The sequence below is a fragment of the Corynebacterium sp. ES2715-CONJ3 genome, assembly GCF_024814365.1.
GTDB lineage: Bacteria > Actinomycetota > Actinomycetes > Mycobacteriales > Mycobacteriaceae > Corynebacterium.
The window spans coordinates 1-17,560 of record NZ_JANUXS010000001.1 but is presented as its reverse complement, the minus strand read 5'-3'; the positions used below and the strand labels follow the sequence as shown (position 1 = coordinate 17,560).

Sequence of the window (17,560 nt, the reverse complement as noted above, 5' to 3'; positions counted from 1 at the left end):
CAAAAAAGCGGCACAGATCTCTACCTATCACTATCTTCCACATCGTTGGCAGGAAACAGATGTCACTGCCACCAAACTGTGCGCTGTCCACATCCCCTCTACGGTACTGCCAGAGACCTCTCGCAAATGGCCTACTCAGATAGCACGCGTATCGTTTCCACGGCCCCAGGGCGGGGTGTATCTTCCCAGGAGATCTTCGGGCGTTAAAAAAATGACGAGATAATTAAACGATCCCCACCGGGCCGTGTTGCATTCACAACTTGAAAATCGCGCTGGTTTAGATCGCAAACTCCATTACTACCTCCCAATAGCTCAGGAGGTAGGACGGTCATCTTGAGCTTCGTCCTTAGGCCTCGATATAGCGTGGTGGTGACGGTCCCACAACCACAACTCTTTAGACATGCTCCTGCTCGCACTCCCCATACGATCGGCTCGTTCACATGCGGGCATCTATATCGTATTCACCAGGACTCAAATTTAGACCAAATCTACTAAGGGTGTAGTAGAAACTGACGCAGATAATTAACGCGCCTTCTATCTGGCTCACCCGCGCCACAACTGCGCCGTAACTAGGCTTAGACGGGGCGCTAGCCGAATCTTTCGAGGGATATTCCATCGGGCAATTCCCCACTACCCCTGGATGCAGCAAACTTTCGGTTCGGCAACACTTGATTGAGGCCACTGAAAGCCATTCAACCTCAGCTGGTGAGTTGCGGGTAAGTTGATACAGCAAGCAAAAAAGTGGTGTCTCCCTATATATAAGGAGACACCACCTGATAGAGCCTATTTAGATTCGATTGTTATCGATATCCTCTGCCCTATTTGCTTCATTGAGATTTTCCAGCATTTCGACCTGTTCGTGGTGGTTTTCTTCTTCGATTTTTCGAGCCTTTGCAGCAATCTCTGCATCGTCGGGAGTAAAGAAGCTACCACGCCCGGGCTCGCCGGCGAATCCCAGCTGGTTCAGCTGCTTCGGCACAGCGGCACCGGCATAAGGCAGTGGGATGGGGTGTCCATTTTCGTCCACAGGTCCTAGAGGTTGGTGAACTTCGATAAAGGCGCCATTAGGCATGAGCTTGATAACGCCGGTCTCGATACCATGCTCTAGAACTTCACGATCTGAGCGCTGCAGGGCTATACACAGACGATACGTGATGAAGTAGGCCAGTGGTGGCAATACGAGAAGTCCAATGCGACCAAACCACGTCATGGCATTCAGCGATACATAGAAGTGCAAGGCGAAGAGATCGTTACCGCCGGAGAGCGTAAGTACCGCGAAGAAGGTAATACCCATAACTCCGATGGAGGTTCGCACTGGGACGTCGCGTGGACGCTGCAGCAGGTTGTGATGGGCATTATCGCCTGTCACTTTTGCTTCGATGAATGGATAAGAGATGAGCAAAACAACCATTAGACCCGCGACGAGTCCGACCCAGACGGCATTCGGTATGGTGTGGTTGCCAATATACAGCTCCCAAGCCGGCATAACGCGAGCCAAACCGTCGGTCCACAGCATATAGATATCGGGCTGGGAGCCAGCAGATACCTGCGATGGATTATATGGGCCCAGCATCCAAATGGCATTGATCGTGGTCAATCCAGCGAGCAAGGCGAGAACACCAGCGGTGATAAGGCCGAAGGCGGCTGCCTTGATACCGAAGAGTGGGAGGATACGAATTCCCACGACGTTATTTTCAGCACGACCTGGTCCGGGGAATTGGGTGTGCTTCTGGTACCACACGAGCGCTAAGTGTGCAGCGATCAGGCCGAGGAGGATGCCAGGGATAATGAGAACGTGGGCGATATAGAAGCGATCGAGCATGAGGTCGGAGGGGAAGTCTCCTCCGAAGATCAGCCAGTGCAACCAGGTTCCAATAATTGGGAGTCCCACAATGATGGCCGACATAATACGCAGACCAACACCGGAGAGGAGATCATCAGGTAGCGAGTAACCCATGAAACCTTCGGCCATTCCGAGAAGCAGGAGTACACAACCAATGATCCAGTTGGCCTCGCGGGGACGTCGGAAAGCACCAGTAAAGAAGATGCGCAGCATGTGCACGGTCATTGAGACCATGAACATCAGCGCAGCCCAGTGGTGCATTTGTCGAATGAACAGCCCTCCGCGAACCTCGAAGGAGATATTTAATGCGGTGGCGTAGGCGCGCGACATTTCCACACCATTGAGTGGGAGATAAGCGCCGTCATAGATGACCTTCGTAATCGATGGATCGAAGAAGAGGGTCAGATAGACACCAGTCAGGAGCAGGATGAGAAAGCTGTAGAGAGCGATCTCACCGAGCATAAATGACCAGTGGGTCGGGAAGACCTTATTTATTTGGGTCCGCATACCACCAGCGAGGGTGTAGCGGGAATCGATATTATTGCCTATTTCAGCGAGTTTGTTTGTCATTATGACTTACGCTCCCAGAATGCCGGGCCGACAGACTCAATGAAGTCGCCTGCGGCGATGAGGTAACCCTCTTCGTCTACGGTAATCGGCAGCTGTGGCAGAGCACGTGCGGCTGGCCCGAAAATAGGCTTTCCGTAATGCAGAGCATCAAACTGCGATTGGTGGCACGGGCACAGGATTCGGTTCGTTTGCGCTTCGTAGAGGGAGGTTGGGCAACCGATGTGCGTGCAGATCTTGGAATAGGCGTAGTAATCGCCATAGTGGAAATCTTCTTGGCCAGCGCGCTCGATGACCTTTTCAGCGTCCGAGGAGCGCAAGCGAATGAGCATGACCGCGTTGCGAGGGCCATGAATGGAGTGCATCTGATTCTCATAGACGTCCGCCTGGGGGTCGTACAAGTCCCCATCGTTGACGAGGTCAGCAGGAAGTGGGAAAACGGTCTCCATTCCAGCTGCCACTAGATCCTCAGGGCGCATGCGAACCAAGCGGGTCACGCCATGGGTCGTATAGTGCTCACCGGAGGAGCTTTCATGCCTTTCGGCGAGGGCACCAGTGTCACGTCCAAGATAGAGCTTCACTCCCTGCTCGGAGAGTGTCCAGCCGGAGGTCCAGAGTGTACCGTCACCCTGAATGCCGAGTTTGCCGGCTTTCCACGGGTTCTTGATCATGCCGCCTAGTGGGGCGATGATCACTAAGCCAGCTAGCACGCCACCGAGACCGAGGAGACCTTGGATAACCTTACGGCGCCCTAGAGTCGAGGTATGCCATGAGTCATTCAGTAGGGCTACGATGGTGCGGCGATCGACTTCATCTGAGGGGCCATCATGGCGGCGCTGCACCGCGATTTCGTCTGGAACGATGGTCTTCACGTAAATGACCACGCCCATGCCGAGGGACAAAATGGCCAGACCAGCGGTGAGGCCAAGAAGCGGGGTGAAGAGGGTATACATCCACAGCCCGTCATCGCCATGACCCTTATACTGCCACGGCCAAGCGATATAAACGGCCAGGAAGGCCAAAGCAGCTACTATACCTAGACCAAGCCAGATGCCCACAATACGAACAGCACGCTTCTCGGCGGGGTCGTTTTTAATAGGGAACCGTTCCTTGCGGTAGGCAACGGTGACGTCATCGAGCTCCGTGCCAAGGCGCGCAAGTTCCTCGTTGGTCATTGCGTTGAGCTCTTTGTCGCTGAAGTTCTTTGAAGTATTTTCGCTCATGAGCGCGATCCAATCCACATAGCGGCGGCCACGAGGACCACGATTCCTACAAGCCACATCAACATGCCTTCAGCAACGGGGCCGATGCCACCTAAGCTCCAGCCACCAGGAGATGGGGTTTCCTTCGCAGACTTAATGAAAGCAATAATGTCTTTTTTCTCGTCCGCCGATAGCTGCCGATCGGAGAATTTAGGCATATTTTGTGGACCAGTGAGCATAGCTTGGTAAATCTCTTGCTCATTTGCTGGGTCAAGGTACGGAGCGTACTTGCCCGAAGACAATGCCCCGCCGCGCCCAGTGAAGTTATGGCAGGATGCACAGTTGAGACGGAAGAGATCAGATCCGCGCGCTACGTCGGCGGGATTGATTTTGCCGTCGAACTGGTGCCCGCGAAGAGATTCTTGGGCTACCGAACCGTCTTCGTTATAGACGATTTCGGGTCCGCCACCGTTGGCGGCTACATAAGCGGCGATCGCTAGCGATTGCGCTTCATTATAGCGAGGGGTCTTGCGAGCGGCTTGGGCTTCATTGCGCAGCATCGGCATACGGCCGGAGTGCACTTGGAAATAGACCGCACCTGATCCAGCACCGATCAGTGATGGTCCACGATCTTCCACACCCTGCAAATTGGTGCCATGGCAAGTCACACAGGCTAGCTCGTAGAGGTCTTTACCCTCTTGGATCAAAGCCTGCTCATCGGCTTGCGCAGTGGCAACTTGCGGATCTGGGGTGGCAGCGTTTACTAATAGGCCGGTGCCGGTGAGGCCGAAGGCAAGTGCAAGGGCACCAGCGAGGGTGCGCCGCAATTTCCGCTTGCCACGCACCTTCTTCGCGTGGGCGGCCAAGTCGGTTGAGCTCACCGTCTCGGAGTTTGTATGGTTGGTCTCCATCATTTTCCTTATGTCTCGATTATGGAAAGTGAATGGCTGTAGGCCAGGGGGTGGATGATCAGATCATCCATAGATGGCCGCTACGGCCTACTGAATGACGTAAATAGTAATGAACAATCCAATCCAGACCACGTCGACGAAGTGCCAATAATAGGACACTACCATCGCTGCAGTTGCCTGGGCTGGGGTAAACTTTGACATCTTGATGCGCAGCAGAATAACAACGAAGCCTAGAACACCAGCGAGCACGTGGGCTGCGTGGAAGCCAGTCGTAATAAAGAATACGGAACCGTAGACACTGCTAGGGATGGTCAGGCCGTGCTCTACCAAGTGGTAGTACTCATAAGCCTGGCCGAGAAGGAAGATCGTACCTAAAAGGATGGTCAGTGCATACCACCGACGCAACTTGAATACGTCTCCCCTTTCTGCTGCAAAAACGCCGTACTGGGCGGTCACCGAACTCGAAACCAGAATGGCCGAGATGGCTAGGGCATAGGGGACATTAAGGTGATCAGCACCTTCTTGCCAGGACCCGTTACCGATCCCGTTCGCACGCGAGGTGAAATACATCGCGAACAAACCGGCGAAGAACATCAACTCTTGAGACAGGAACACGATCGTGCCCACACTGACCATATTAGGGCGATTCAGTGCGGCTACTCTCGGCGTTGCTGCCTTGTCTGGGTTTCCAATTGCGTTCGTCACATCTATAAGTATGGCTTGTTTCTGTTAGCCCGTCACCTCGCGCGCATGACCGGTTTCTCCGTCTATTGCCTTCTACAACACAGCTCATCATGCATTTTCCCTGTGTTTGCCGATGCGCTTATGCTTAAAAATAGCCATAAGCGCAGGTCACCACAGTTACCCCCCGCAAGGGAACACTCAACGGCGTCCGACTGGTCTATAGCCACTAAGTTACTATTGTGAGCTAAAACACATGTTTCATTCAGATCGGGTCTTAAAACTCATACTTAAGTATGCCCCACGCCTACCTGCACTTTTATCGAAGGACTACCCCCCTTTATTGCCCCTGAAAAATCTCCGGGAACTTTTTTCAGTTTCATCCGACCACAACCACCCCACTAACACTCAGACCCCCACCCGACTATTTCGGGTGGGGGTCTGAGAGAAGAACGAACGGAGAGGAATCAGATCTTTAGTGCTTTTCCTTTGGTAAACCGTATTGCAGGTTCAACATCGTGGTTGTATAAATCAACGCGACGGCACCTAAAGCAATGAGCCAGTAGTGCATAAAGACGATGCCAAAGCCCAGCAGCGCAATGGCCCCGGACATAGCAGCCGGCCAAATGGAGGACGGGGAGAAGAATCCTAGTGTTCCCGCTCCGTCGGAGATCTCAGCTTCCTCCCAGTCTTCAGGAACAACATCCATGCGCACTTCGGTGAAGTGCAGATAGGCACCCAGCATGAGAGCTAGCAGGGTGGCCAAAATCAGGGAGACACCACCCGCCCATTCGAAGTTATAGCCGCCTCCATCAGCAACGAAACGGTTGCCAGTATCGTCGACATACATGGTGGCCAGGAAGTAAAGTACGGACATAATCGCCAAGAAGACGGTTATGGAGTACATGATTCGTGATGATCCGCGCATTTTGTATTACCTCGGTCCTTTATTCGCCCGTAAGCTCACGTACATTATTGCCATCACGGGTTGCAGTGCGCCCTGAGTTGAATGGGCTCGTGGTGATTGCATAACCTGGTTCGCCAATTGCCTCTAATGCAGCTGAATTTGGAGCTTCAGGGTTGCTGCGGCGGAAGTCGAGATAGTCAACGAACTTTTCAGGCGTGACCACTCGAAGCTCAAAGTTCATCATGGCATGGTAGGTGCCGCACATTTCGGCGCAGCGGCCAACGAAGGCACCTTCCTTCTCAATCTTCTCGATCTGGAAACGACGCTCCTGCTTATTCTCCTCGGGATGGGAGTATACGTCGCGCTTGAAGAGGAACTCTGGAACCCAGAATGAGTGGCTCACATCCGAGGAAGCGAGTTGGAACTCGATGGGTGTATTGCTCGGAAGGACCAACACGGGGACCTCGTCGGTCGTACCCAAAGTCTCTATCTCGTCAAAGTGCAAATAAGACATATCGCTCTTCGAGCGCCCGTTGATTGGGTTATGACCACTCGGGTCGATCTTAGAAGCCTCGGCTAGTTCTTGGCGCTCAGTGTCGATTCCGTCGTAAGTCTTTCCGTCGGTGGTGAGTTCAGCAGCAACCTCGCGGTAGCCGAACTTCCAGTTCCACTGGTAGCCGGTGACATCGACAACAACCTGAGGATCTTTATCCAGTGCAGTAACCTTGTCTTGGGTTTGCACGGTGAAGAAGAAGAGCGTCATAACAATAACCACCGGGACGATGGTTAAAAAGAGCTCGACCGGAATATTATATTGGGTCTGACGTGGGAACTCGTCTTTACCGTCTTTTTCGGCCTTCTTTGCCGACCAGGCGAACATGCCGTAGATGAACAGGCCCCACATAATGACGCCGATCGTCCAGGCAGCTACCCATACCCATACCCAGAAGTTATACATTGCGGTTGCTTCGGGTGTAATACCCTTAGGCCAGCCCATAGCGAGGAACCAGCCGAGAGCTCCACCTGGAGCATCGACATTGCACCCCGCAAGGGTTCCAGCACCTAAGGTCAGTACACTTGCTAGAAGTGCTACCCGCCCAAAGCCACGCTTGTGTTGATTAGCCACGCGTGTCTGCCTTCCTTTTCACATTCGTTCAGTTCATCGCAGGAGTACCATTCGCCCACGAGCGGCCGAGAGTATTCCTATGCCTATCTTGACAGAATATCGTATCCAGCGCGCCCGTTAGGAACCCCATAGTCCATTTGTGCTGCTTATTTGGCCGAGAGCGGCATTTTCATTACCCCATTGACGTGGATAATTAGCTAGTTAACCTCGATAAACACGTGACTCGAATCACACTCTGCAGTTGACGCACTCAACCTTTTGAATGCCCACTAAACCGATAGCTCTCTACCCCCACACCTCTCCCCCGCATTTTAGCCAGCGCCCGCCCCACCACGCGCACCGAGCTAAGCCCGGATATATGGAGTAACCTTAGAGACCAGATTTTCTAACCCTGATACTTAGAGTGAAGGAGTCCTTAACTTTCTATGTGCGGCTTACTCGGAATCCTCTCCGCCCACGGCCAAGCGCAGACCTTTGTCTCCGCGATCGAGAGTGCGCTCCCGTGCATGCACCACCGCGGGCCCGACGAGGCTGGTACGTGGCACGATAATGACGCCGTCTTCGGTTTCAACAGACTCTCTATTATTGATCTAGCGCACTCCCACCAGCCTCTGCAGTGGGGGCCCGAAGGTCAGGAAAATCGCTATGCCATGACCTTCAACGGTGAGATCTATAACTACCTCGAATTACGCGAGGAATTACAAGCTCTCGGTTACCATTTCAATACTTCTGGTGACGGGGAGCCAATCGTAGTGGGCTACCACCACTGGGGAGAGAAGGTGGTTGAGCATCTCCGCGGCATGTTTGGCATCGCAATCTGGGACAGCGTGGACCATCAGCTCTTCCTCGCCCGCGATCAATTTGGAATCAAGCCGCTCTACTATGCCACAACCGAGAAGGGTACCGTCTTCGCATCCGAGAAGAAGTGCATCCTTGATATGGCCGATGCACTTGGTCTAGGTCTCGACCTTGATCGCAGAGCCATCGAGCACTACGTGGACCTGCAATACGTCCCCGAACCCGAGAGCCTGCATCAGGAGATAAGGCGACTTGAATCGGGTTGTACTGCTACTGTCCGCCCTGGGGAGAAGCTGGTGCACTCACGTTATTTCCGTCCCCAATTCCCAGCCCGAAAAGTAGGTCCCGCTGGTGAGCAGGAGCTCTTCGATCGCATCACCCACGCCCTGGAAGATAGCGTAGAGAAGCATATGCGTGCCGACGTCACCGTTGGATCCTTCCTCTCGGGTGGTATCGATTCCACTGCTATCGCCGCTCTAGCCAAGCGTCACAACCCTAATCTACTCACTTTTACCACTGGATTTGAGCGCGAGGGTTATTCCGAAGTCGATGTGGCCAGAGAGTCCGCAGAGGCTATTGGAGTTGAGCATATCGTCAAAATTGTCTCACCCGAGGAATACGCCGACGCCATTCCTAAGATCATGTGGTACCTCGACGACCCCGTGGCGGACCCCTCCCTCGTCCCGCTCTACTTCGTAGCCCAAGAAGCTCGCAAGCACGTCAAGGTCGTGCTCTCAGGGGAAGGCGCCGACGAGCTTTTCGGCGGCTACACCATCTATAAAGAGCCGCTCTCGCTGGCACCATTCGAGAAAATTCCGGGTCCCCTGCGCCGTGGTCTGGGGCAGCTCTCGCGCATTCTTCCGGAGGGAATGAAGGGTAAATCCCTACTCGAGCGCGGCTCCCAAACTATGGAGGAGCGCTACTACGGTAATGCCCGCTCCTTTAACTTTGAGCAGATGCAGCGTATCATTCCGTGGGCCCGCAAAGACTGGGATCACCGAGAGGTCACCGCTGGAATTTATGCTCAATCCCAGGAGATGGACCCCGTCGCCAGGATGCAACACCTTGACCTCTTTACGTGGATGCGAGGCGATATTCTGGTCAAAGCCGATAAAATCAATATGGCCCACTCGCTCGAGTTGCGTGTTCCTTTCCTCGATAAGGAAGTTTTCCACGTGGCAGAAACAATCCCCTACGATCTCAAGATCAGCCATGGGACCACTAAATACGCCCTCCGTAAAGCGATGGAATCCATCGTCCCAGCGCATGTGTTGCACCGTAAGAAGTTAGGCTTCCCCGTCCCTATGAGGCACTGGTTAGCTGGCGATGAGCTCTTTGGCTGGGCTCAGGACACCATCCGCGAATCCGACACGGCGGAGATATTTGATAAAAATGAGGTTCTAGCCATGCTCACAGAGCACCGCAACGGTCACAGCGATCACTCTAGGCGCCTGTGGACGGTCCTCGCCTTTATGGTCTGGCATGGAATCTTCGTGGAAAAGCGCATCGATCCTGGTATCGAGCAGCGCGAATACCCAGTCGAGCTATAGGCATTCTCGAGCTATAGGCATTCGAGCGACAAAAAGGGCGCCTGTCAGGGTTTTTACCCTGCCAAGCGCCTGATTTTCGTTAGTTAAAAGAATCTCCACACGCACACGAGCCGCCAGCATTGGGGTTATCGATGGTGAACCCCTGGGACTCGATGGTGTCTTGGAAGTCAATAGTAGCTCCCGAAAGATAAGGCACACTCATCTTATCCACCACGAGTCGGACGCCGCCGATGACGTCTTCCTTGTCACCGTCGAGTGAACGGTCATCGAAAAAGAGTTGGTAGCGCAATCCGGCGCATCCGCCTGGTTGGACGGCAATCCGCAGCGCCAAATCATCTCGATTTTCTTGCTCGAGCAACGCTTTAGCCTTAGCAGCAGCCGCTTCGCTTAAAATAACTCCGGTATTGCTTTGAGTCTGTGGGGCAGTCATGAAAGTCTTTACTCCTTAACGCGGTAATTCCTGATACAACTCTACCGCAGCCATCACATAAGTGTCGGCACTGTTGGTACGTACCTCTATTATGCCTCCTTGAGCCTTTGGCCTGCTAGCCGAATTCTGGTCCCGATACGATTCCCAATGAGGCTCGGTGCAAAAGTTTTTTGTGATGCTTTCGTAAAAGCGGAGCAATATTAGTAGTCTTGATATCGTGAATTCCGATAAACAGCAGCCCGCCGAAGCCCCACGTTCCAAGGCTTATACGCCCAAGAAGGGACGCCCTACGCCGAAGCGCAAAGAAGCTCAAGCGCACCCGGGGACGTTCCAGTCGCGTTATGCCTCTGATGAAGCCTTCCTCCGCAACCGCAAGATGCGGAAAGAGCTGAAAGCTTCCATGACCAAAGAGGAGTGGAAGGCTCATAAGAAGGCCGAGAAGGAAGCACGCCTCGAGCGCAGCCGCCGCACCAAAGAGGGCATGGATCGCGGCGAAGAACGCTACCTCCTCGAACGTGATAAGGGCCCAGAGCGAGCCTATGTACGCGACTATATTGACTCGCGCCGCTATATGAATTCTTTTATGATGCCTTTTGCTCTCATCCTGCTCATTGGCATGGTGATATCCTCCTCTTGGCCTGAGATCTCCTATTTCATCAGTCTCTTTGCCATGGCTGTTATGATCGGCTTGGCCGTTGAAGGAGTCATGCTCGGCCGCGGCGCTGTGGCTGCAGTGCGCGATAAATTCCCAGCCACCGCCGAATCTGGCCTCGCCTTGGGCTTCTATGCTTTCGGCCGCGCCTCTCAACCTCGGCGCTGGCGCACCCCGAAGCCTAAGGTTGCAGCGGGCGATTATATTGGCGGCAAGAAGAAGAAGTAGTACACATGCGTACTCTAATAGTGGGAGGGGCTCGTTCCGGTAAATCGGCTTTCGCTGAAGGCCTGGCTGGTTCGGGCCCGTGCCTGTATATAGCGACTGCTCGTGGAGCTGATGGGGACGAGGATTTTCGCGCCCGAATCTATGAGCATCAACGCCGACGCCCCTTGACCTGGATAACCGAGGACCGCGCGGATATCCGATCCGTTCTCGCCAGCCCCGAGGACTGGATCAAGCCACATACCCCGATTCTTATTGATGACCTCGGCACCTGGCTGAGTGCGCTTATCGACGCCAAAGAGGCCTGGGAGTCACCGCGTGGCTGTGTGGACGCTGAGATTGAGGAATTATGCGCGTTGATTGACGATCTCCCCGACTATTATCCACTCGTTATTGTTAGCCCTGAAGTGGGGATGGGGATCATCCCCCACTTTCACTCCGGGCGACTTTTCCGCGATGAATTGGGCCGACTCAATCAACTCGTAGCAGATATCTGCGAGGAAGTAGTCTTTGTCGTAGCAGGCCAAGCGTTACCCTTGAAGAAACAGCTGACCGACAAAGACCCGAGAAAGGCTTGAGGTTTGAAGGCTTATGCATCCAACTGATTTTTTCCCACGAGTTCACGCCCCCGATAGCGAGGTGGCGCGGCAGGCCGAGGAGTACCAGCTCGCCTTGACTAAACCTGCGGGATCTTTGGGTCGACTTGAAGAGATCGGGATTTTTCTTGCGGCCTGTCAATCGCAGCTACCTCCACGTCCCCTTATCCAACCGCGGCTGGTGGTCTTCGCCGGTGATCACGGTATCGCAGCTCGTCATGTCTCGGCCTACCCGCAAGAGGCCTCCGCACAGATTGCCGATAATATTCGCAATGGTGGTGCTGGGGTCAATGCCATTGCTAATGCTTCCGGTATCGGGATCCGTGTGGTAGATATTTCGCTCAACCATGATGTGTGGGGCGAGGAGCGAGTCTCTCGCTCGAGTGGAATGATCGATATCGAAGATGCGATGAGCGAAGAGCAATTAGTGCGCGCCATCGAGATTGGTAAGCGTATTGCCGATCAGGAAATCGATAGCGGTTGCGACCTCATCATGGCTGGCGATGCTGGAATCGGAAATACCACGATCTCCTCTACCATTATTGGTTTACTCACTAATCACGAGCCTGTTGAAGTTACCGGCCGTGGCGCCGGCTGTGATGATGAAGCGTGGAAGAATAAAGTCAGCGTCGTGCGCGATGCCATGTTCCGTGCGCGGCGCGACAAGGGCGATATTCTGACCGTTATGCGTAAGGTTACCTCTCCCGACCTGGTAGCTATGGCAGCGTTTATAGCTCAGTCCGCGGTGCGCCGCACCCCTATCTTGCTCGACGGTGTGGTGGTTGGTTCTGCTGCCATCCTCGCTGACCGTCTCGCCCCTGGAGCTCGGGCATGGATGCTCGCTGGACATCAATCCGCCGAGCCAGCCCACACCTTCGCCTTAAAATATCTGGGCCTTTCACCTCTCGTGAATCTAGGTATGCGGCTAGGTGAAGGGTCTGGGGCGGCCGCCGCCTACCCGCTGGTCAAAATGGCCTGTCATATTCTCAATGATATGGCGACCTTCGAGCAGTCCCATGTTGCTGGCGCCGATGCCGTCCCCGCCGATCGCTTCTCCAACACTCACTGATAGATGTCCGGAAAAGCTCACTTCACCTCAGGCGAGCATCAACACCCGCTCATCGAGGGCCCACTTACTGCCCTCAGCTGGCTGACGGTTCTCCCCATTCGCGGTGCGGATGTCTATGACAGGGTCACAGGCACTCGAGTCATGCTGAGTTTGCCTCTCGTGGGAGCCCTTTTCGGGTGTATTTCGGCTCTTTTGGCTCTAGCCTTTTCAGCTCTGGGGGTCAGCTCGCTTTTAGGCGCGGTTATTATTCTATTGGGGTGGGAATTAGCCAATCGCTTCATGCATCTCGATGGTTTAAGCGATATGGCAGATGCTTTGGGTTCCTATGCCGATAGCGCCAAAGCTCGTTTGATCTTGGATGACCCTCATACCGGCTCCATGGGGGCTGCTGCGATTGTGTTGGTCTTTATGACCGAGGTTGCAGCGATGTCGACGATGCTCGAACTTAGCTACCCTTTACTACTGGGATTAGCGCCGTGGGCCAGCCGGATATGCACCATGGTGCCTTGTTTGACGAGGTTCAGCCCGATTCGCCCCACGGGTTTCGGTGGCCTGATAATTGGAACGATTAAGCCACTCGCCCTCGCGTTATGGTCACTGATCTTTGTTCTTGTGGCACTATGTATCCAACCGAGCTGGGTTATTATGCTGGCTTACGGAGGAAGTATAGGAATCAGCTACGTTTTGTCGCGCTACTGTGACCATCGTTTGGCTGGGCTCAATGGCGATGCGTGCGGCTTTATCCAACAGGTATCCCAGGCAAGTTTTCTCCTGATCACGAGCCTGGGATTAAGCCTCATTTAAGGCGCGGCTACGAGTGTGTGCAGCCACTGATGGGTATCAGTGAGATCGCCCCGCTGGATTCCCGTGAGGTGCTCACGCAGCTTCATAGTGATCGAACCCGGCCGACCTTCATTAACGGCAAAATCTCCGTGCCGGGAGCGCACTGTGCCCACAGGTGTGATGACCGCAGCGGTTCCGCAGGCGAAGGTTTCCGTCATCATCCCGCTCTTTGCATCGCGCTCCCATTCATCGGTGCTAATCAGGCGCTCTTCGACCTCGTAGCCCATATCGCTTGCGAGTTCGAGCAAAGAAGCTCGAGTAATACCCGGCAATAAAGAGCCAGTGAGTTGTGGAGTGACAATCTTCGGGGCCTTGTCACCGTCGTAGACAAAGAAAAGGTTCATTCCGCCCATCTCCTCAACGTATCGGTGCTCGTGAGCATCAAGCCACACCACCTGGTCGCACCCCTTGTCTGCTGCTTGAGCTTGGGCAAGCAAAGAAGCGGCATAGTTGCCGGCACATTTGGCAAAGCCGGTGCCACCTTTCACGGCACGCACATAGTCCTCGCATAACCAAACAGATACTGGTTTGATTCCGCCTTGAAAATAGGCGCCAGCGGGGGAAGCAATGAGCACAAAGATATAGGAGGATGATGGATGTACGCCCAGGGTGGATTCGGTGGCTATGAGGAAGGGACGCAGATAAAGCGATTCCTCACCTTCGTAGGCTGGTACCCACTGCTGATCCACCGTGACCAATTGAGTGAGGGCTTCAATAAAAAGATCCTTGGGAAGTTCCGGCATAGCCAGTCGGGCGGCGGAGGACTGGAAGCGGGCAGCATTGGCATCGGGGCGGAAGGTTTTGATACTGCCGTCCTTATGCCGATAAGCCTTGATCCCCTCGAAAATGGCTTGACCGTAGTGGAAAACCGACGTCGAAGGGTCGAGGTGCAAAGGGGCGTATGGGGTCACCGTGGCGTCATGCCAGCCGGCCTCCTCAGTCCAGGAGATCGTGACCATGTGGTCGGTGAAATACTGACCAAATCTGGGGTTTTTGTGGATTTCGGCGATGCGCTCTGCGGCGGTTGGCTCGGAAGTTTTATTGATGCGGAATTCTAGGCTACTCATATTTTTAATGTACACCGCTTCATCGACGATCAGCTCAATACCTAATCCAGCGGAATTTTGGTTAAGGTTGGGGATTGGCCGAGAAAATCTCAGCTATTGTGCTTGAATAAAGGAGTCATCGATGAACGAATTATCGTCGCTCATTACTGGTGCGCGGACTCGCGTGCATTTAGAACACTCACTGCCCAATAATACCGAGGCTTTGATCATCCCCGCTTTCGCTGGTGAGGACGGTCTTGAGTTAGCAGCATCTGGGCTTTTCGACGACGAGATCGAGGCAGACCTTCTCGAACTTCTCACCGCGCTGGGTGCGACGGGCAAGAAGATGGAGATTACTAAAATCCCCGCCATCGAAGGTATCGCCGCCGATATCGTGGTGGCTGTGGGTCTTGGCGATAATGACGCTTTTGACGCGGATATTTTGCGGCAGGCGGCCGGAGTCGCAGCTCGCTCGGTCAAAGGGCTCGAATATGTAGCCACCACCTTAGGCATCTTTGGAATTCGAGAAACAGTCGAGGGCATCGTCCTAGGCGCTTACCATTATGACGGCCTTAAAACGTCCTCCCTCACCACCCCTGTCGAAAATGTCACCATCATCAGTACCCGCGAGGACGCACGGGATGACTTCGACCGCGGCCTTATTGCCGCTCAGGCGGTTACTCTGGCCCGCGATCTCGTCAATGCTCCTTCCTCACACCTCTTCCCCGAAAGCTACGCGAACATCATCGACTCGCTGGCTCAGAGCTACGGTCTTGAGGTGAGCATTCGCGATGAACACCAGCTCGCCGCAGAGGGCTTCGGTGGCATCCTAGCCGTGGGCCAGGGTTCGAGCCGCAAGCCGCGCTTGGTGCAATTGAAATACCGCGCACCTCAAGGGCACGAAGACACTAAACATATTTCCTTCGTGGGCAAGGGTATTACATTCGATACCGGTGGTATTTCCATCAAGCCCGGGGCCAATATGGATCTCATGATCACCGATATGGGTGGCTCTGCTGCCGTTATCGCCACAACGATCGCTGCTGCTCGATTAGGCTTAAATGTCAATATCACAACCACTGTCTCTTTGGCTGAAAATATGCCTGGTGGCAATGCCTACCGCCCCGGTGATGTGATTACCCACTACGGCGGAAAAACCACTGAGGTACTCAATACTGATGCTGAGGGCCGCCTCGTCATGGCTGACGCTATAGTCTTAGCCTCCGAGGATAATCCCGATTACCTCATCGATACCGCTACCCTCACCGGTGCCCAGATCGTTGCCTTAGGCGATCGCACCATGGGAATCATGGGAGATACCGAGCTCATTACGACACTCGCCGAGCTGGGCAACGTGGTGGGCGAAGGGGCTTGGCCAATGCCTCTACCGGAGGAGTTGGCTGAAGCCGTAAAATCAGAGGTCGCAGACCTGCGCAATGTGACTAATTCGCGGGCGGGCGGGATGCTTTCCGCCGGATGTTTCCTAAGAGAATTTGTCGGCGACAATATTCCATGGGCTCACGTGGATATAGCTGGCCCATCATTTAATTCTGGTAGCCCATATGGATTCACCGCGAAGCGCGCCACTGGAGTGCCGGTGCGCACCTTCCTAGCCTTCCTCGATAGCCTTTCTTAAACTGATGCTGCAGGTCACGTAAGTACCTGCAGCACCCTAATACTCGCCGCGTTCGAAACGTTCGCGGCGTTCTTTTTGCTCGCGGCGCTTGCGCAAAATTCGCTCTCTCTCAATACGCTCACGCATGCGTTGGGGGTAACCAGTTTCCTCAACATCATAGAGGGCAATACCTAGTTCTTTGGCCACCACATCAATACCCTTAGGACCGCCGATGCGACGGCGGGTAAAATCACCCGATTCATCGACAAGGCACACACTCATTTCGTTAACCAGGGTTTCTGGCTCGATAAAACCCTCGACTAACAGCCGCGATGCCACCCACCCTTTGAGGTAGGCCAGGTCATTGCTGCGGATAGTATCCCCGGGAGCGCGGGGTGGCTTCAGATTTGATTTCGCGCCTTTGCGGCCAAATATATTGAACACAAGGAACAATTGTAGGGGGAAAAATAAGAACTTGCGGACATCCGTGTCACATTTCTGCCATAAAACGGGTACGCTCTAGGGGTATTAAGACCTTTTGTGACTACTGCAATCACACGTTAAATTCATAGGAGCTAAATTAACCATGGCGCACTCCGTTATCATGCCCGAGCTGGGCGAATCAGTAACTGAAGGCACGATTACCCAGTGGCTCAAGGCCGTAGGCGATACCGTCGAGGTCGATGAGGCCCTGCTCGAGGTCTCCACTGACAAGGTAGACACCGAGGTCCCCTCCCCCGTTGCTGGTGTCTTGTTGGAGATCAAGGTCAACGAGGACGATACCGTGGACGTCGGTGAAGTAATCGCCGTCATCGGCGACCCCGATGAAGCTCCAGCTGACAACCAAGACGATGAAAAAGAAGCTGCCCCCGCAGCGGAAAAGGCTCCTCAAAAAGATTCCTCTGCGACATCATCTGCTGGCGCCGTTGATGTGGTGATGCCGGAACTAGGAGAATCGGTCTCCGAAGGCACCATTACCCAGTGGCTCAAGGCCGTCGGCGATACCGTCGAGGTCGACGAGGCCCTCCTCGAGGTCTCCACAGACAAAGTAGACACCGAGGTCCCCTCCCCCGTGGCCGGCACGATCGTGGAGATCCTGTTCGAGGAAGACGATACCGTTGACGTCGGTGACGTCATTGTGCGCATCGGCGACCCCGATGCCGTTCAGGAAGAGACCAAGCCTGAGCCAGAGCCTGAGGCTAAACCAGAGCCTAAAGCTGAAGCCAAGCCACAAGCACACTCATCTGCTGGCGCCGTTGATGTGGTGATGCCGGAACTGGGAGAATCAGTCTCCGAAGGCACCATTACCCAGTGGCTGAAAGCCGTAGGCGATACCGTCGAGGTCGACGAGGCCCTCCTCGAGGTCTCCACTGACAAAGTAGACACCGAGGTCCCCTCCCCCGTGGCCGGCACGATCGTGGAGATCCTGTTCGAGGAAGACGATACCGTTGACGTCGGTGACGTCATTGTGCGCATCGGCGACCCCGATGCCGTTCAGG

At 54.3% G+C, this 17,560-nt stretch carries 16 protein-coding genes; 7 read left to right on the top strand and 9 right to left on the bottom strand.

Annotated features, from left to right (window positions below; genetic code table 11):
* Positions 1 to 787: 787 nt before the first annotated feature.
* The 6 genes from NXT00_RS00080 to NXT00_RS00055 all read right to left on the bottom strand — a co-directional run bounded on the left by NXT00_RS00080 (position 788) and on the right by NXT00_RS00055 (position 7,237).
* The gene (locus tag NXT00_RS00080; RefSeq protein WP_259157620.1) at positions 788 to 2,413 is read right to left on the bottom strand and encodes a cytochrome bc complex cytochrome b subunit; all 1,626 of its coding nucleotides are present in this window, start codon (positions 2,411 to 2,413) and stop codon (positions 788 to 790) included.
* Complete coding sequence (locus NXT00_RS00075) at positions 2,413 to 3,633, bottom strand: ubiquinol-cytochrome c reductase iron-sulfur subunit (protein ID WP_259157619.1); 1,221 nt, start codon at positions 3,631 to 3,633, stop codon at positions 2,413 to 2,415. The genes NXT00_RS00080 and NXT00_RS00075 overlap by 1 nt, the downstream gene beginning before the upstream one ends.
* A complete protein-coding gene (locus NXT00_RS00070; protein WP_396124677.1) occupies positions 3,630 to 4,526 on the bottom strand; it encodes a c-type cytochrome in 897 nt (298 codons plus the stop codon). Before NXT00_RS00070 ends, NXT00_RS00075 begins: the two co-directional genes overlap by 4 nt.
* Positions 4,527 to 4,610: 84 nt before the next feature.
* Positions 4,611 to 5,228: a heme-copper oxidase subunit III gene (locus NXT00_RS00065; protein WP_259076036.1), complete on the bottom strand. Its 618-nt coding sequence runs from the start codon at positions 5,226 to 5,228 to the stop codon at positions 4,611 to 4,613.
* A gap of 451 nt (positions 5,229 to 5,679) precedes the next feature.
* Positions 5,680 to 6,132 carry a cytochrome c oxidase subunit 4 gene (locus NXT00_RS00060; RefSeq protein ID WP_259076034.1) on the bottom strand — a complete coding sequence of 151 codons (453 nt, stop codon included), beginning with the start codon at positions 6,130 to 6,132 and terminating at the stop codon, positions 5,680 to 5,682.
* Positions 6,133 to 6,151: 19 nt separating this feature from the next.
* The gene (locus NXT00_RS00055) at positions 6,152 to 7,237 is read right to left on the bottom strand and encodes a cytochrome c oxidase subunit II (protein WP_259157618.1); all 1,086 of its coding nucleotides are present in this window, start codon (positions 7,235 to 7,237) and stop codon (positions 6,152 to 6,154) included.
* Between the two features lie 425 nt (positions 7,238 to 7,662).
* Between NXT00_RS00055 and asnB the strand changes: the two genes are divergently transcribed.
* Entirely contained in the window at positions 7,663 to 9,585 is a 1,923-nt protein-coding gene (asnB, locus tag NXT00_RS00050; RefSeq protein ID WP_259157617.1) for an asparagine synthase (glutamine-hydrolyzing), read from the top strand.
* A 79-nt stretch (positions 9,586 to 9,664) separates the two neighbouring features.
* Here asnB and NXT00_RS00045 read toward each other — a convergent pair whose 3' ends face one another.
* Entirely contained in the window at positions 9,665 to 10,015 is a 351-nt protein-coding gene (locus tag NXT00_RS00045; RefSeq protein ID WP_259076025.1) for an iron-sulfur cluster assembly accessory protein, read from the bottom strand.
* 217 nt (positions 10,016 to 10,232) lie between these two features.
* Between NXT00_RS00045 and NXT00_RS00040 the strand changes: the two genes are divergently transcribed.
* From NXT00_RS00040 to NXT00_RS00025, 4 genes are read left to right on the top strand one after another with little or no spacing between them, the layout of a single operon-like run.
* Complete coding sequence (locus NXT00_RS00040) at positions 10,233 to 10,895, top strand: DUF3043 domain-containing protein (RefSeq protein ID WP_259157616.1); 663 nt, start codon at positions 10,233 to 10,235, stop codon at positions 10,893 to 10,895.
* Between the two features lie 5 nt (positions 10,896 to 10,900).
* Positions 10,901 to 11,470 carry a bifunctional adenosylcobinamide kinase/adenosylcobinamide-phosphate guanylyltransferase gene (locus tag NXT00_RS00035; RefSeq protein ID WP_259076020.1) on the top strand — a complete coding sequence of 190 codons (570 nt, stop codon included), beginning with the start codon at positions 10,901 to 10,903 and terminating at the stop codon, positions 11,468 to 11,470.
* Positions 11,471 to 11,483: 13 nt separating this feature from the next.
* Complete coding sequence (gene cobT, locus NXT00_RS00030) at positions 11,484 to 12,557, top strand: nicotinate-nucleotide--dimethylbenzimidazole phosphoribosyltransferase (protein ID WP_259076018.1); 1,074 nt, start codon at positions 11,484 to 11,486, stop codon at positions 12,555 to 12,557.
* A 3-nt stretch (positions 12,558 to 12,560) separates the two neighbouring features.
* Positions 12,561 to 13,361: an adenosylcobinamide-GDP ribazoletransferase gene (locus tag NXT00_RS00025; protein WP_259157615.1), complete on the top strand. Its 801-nt coding sequence runs from the start codon at positions 12,561 to 12,563 to the stop codon at positions 13,359 to 13,361.
* On the opposite strand, the gene NXT00_RS00020 is transcribed toward NXT00_RS00025, so the two are convergent.
* On the bottom strand, positions 13,358 to 14,467 hold the full coding sequence (locus tag NXT00_RS00020) for a branched-chain amino acid aminotransferase (protein WP_259157614.1): 1,110 nt from the start codon (positions 14,465 to 14,467) through the stop codon (positions 13,358 to 13,360). The genes NXT00_RS00025 and NXT00_RS00020 overlap by 4 nt on opposite strands.
* A gap of 121 nt (positions 14,468 to 14,588) precedes the next feature.
* On the opposite strand from NXT00_RS00020, the gene NXT00_RS00015 reads away from it, so the two are divergent.
* Positions 14,589 to 16,082 (top strand): leucyl aminopeptidase, encoded by a 1,494-nt coding sequence (locus NXT00_RS00015; RefSeq protein WP_259076000.1) that lies wholly within the window; start codon positions 14,589 to 14,591, stop codon positions 16,080 to 16,082.
* A 36-nt stretch (positions 16,083 to 16,118) separates the two neighbouring features.
* Here NXT00_RS00015 and NXT00_RS00010 read toward each other — a convergent pair whose 3' ends face one another.
* The gene (locus NXT00_RS00010) at positions 16,119 to 16,505 is read right to left on the bottom strand and encodes an oxidoreductase (protein WP_259075997.1); all 387 of its coding nucleotides are present in this window, start codon (positions 16,503 to 16,505) and stop codon (positions 16,119 to 16,121) included.
* Positions 16,506 to 16,647: 142 nt separating this feature from the next.
* On the opposite strand from NXT00_RS00010, the gene NXT00_RS00005 reads away from it, so the two are divergent.
* Positions 16,648 to 17,560: biotin/lipoyl-containing protein (locus tag NXT00_RS00005; RefSeq protein WP_310470050.1), on the top strand; the 913-nt coding region annotated here is incomplete at its 3' end.

Excerpts from the sequence above, each read along its gene's own strand:
- NXT00_RS00080 (WP_259157620.1), bottom strand. The coding sequence starts at position 2,413 with ATGACAAACAAACTCGCTGAAATAGGCAATAATATCGATTCCCGCTAC.
- NXT00_RS00075 (WP_259157619.1), bottom strand. The coding sequence starts at position 3,633 with ATGAGCGAAAATACTTCAAAGAACTTCAGCGACAAAGAGCTCAACGCA.
- NXT00_RS00070 (WP_396124677.1), bottom strand. The coding sequence starts at position 4,526 with ATGATGGAGACCAACCATACAAACTCCGAGACGGTGAGCTCAACCGAC.
- NXT00_RS00060 (WP_259076034.1), bottom strand. The coding sequence starts at position 6,132 with ATGCGCGGATCATCACGAATCATGTACTCCATAACCGTCTTCTTGGCG.
- asnB (WP_259157617.1), top strand. The coding sequence starts at position 7,663 with ATGTGCGGCTTACTCGGAATCCTCTCCGCCCACGGCCAAGCGCAGACC.
- NXT00_RS00045 (WP_259076025.1), bottom strand. The coding sequence starts at position 10,015 with ATGACTGCCCCACAGACTCAAAGCAATACCGGAGTTATTTTAAGCGAA.
- NXT00_RS00035 (WP_259076020.1), top strand. The coding sequence starts at position 10,901 with ATGCGTACTCTAATAGTGGGAGGGGCTCGTTCCGGTAAATCGGCTTTC.
- cobT (WP_259076018.1), top strand. The coding sequence starts at position 11,484 with ATGCATCCAACTGATTTTTTCCCACGAGTTCACGCCCCCGATAGCGAG.
- NXT00_RS00025 (WP_259157615.1), top strand. The coding sequence starts at position 12,561 with ATGTCCGGAAAAGCTCACTTCACCTCAGGCGAGCATCAACACCCGCTC.
- NXT00_RS00020 (WP_259157614.1), bottom strand. The coding sequence starts at position 14,467 with ATGAGTAGCCTAGAATTCCGCATCAATAAAACTTCCGAGCCAACCGCC.
- NXT00_RS00015 (WP_259076000.1), top strand. The coding sequence starts at position 14,589 with ATGAACGAATTATCGTCGCTCATTACTGGTGCGCGGACTCGCGTGCAT.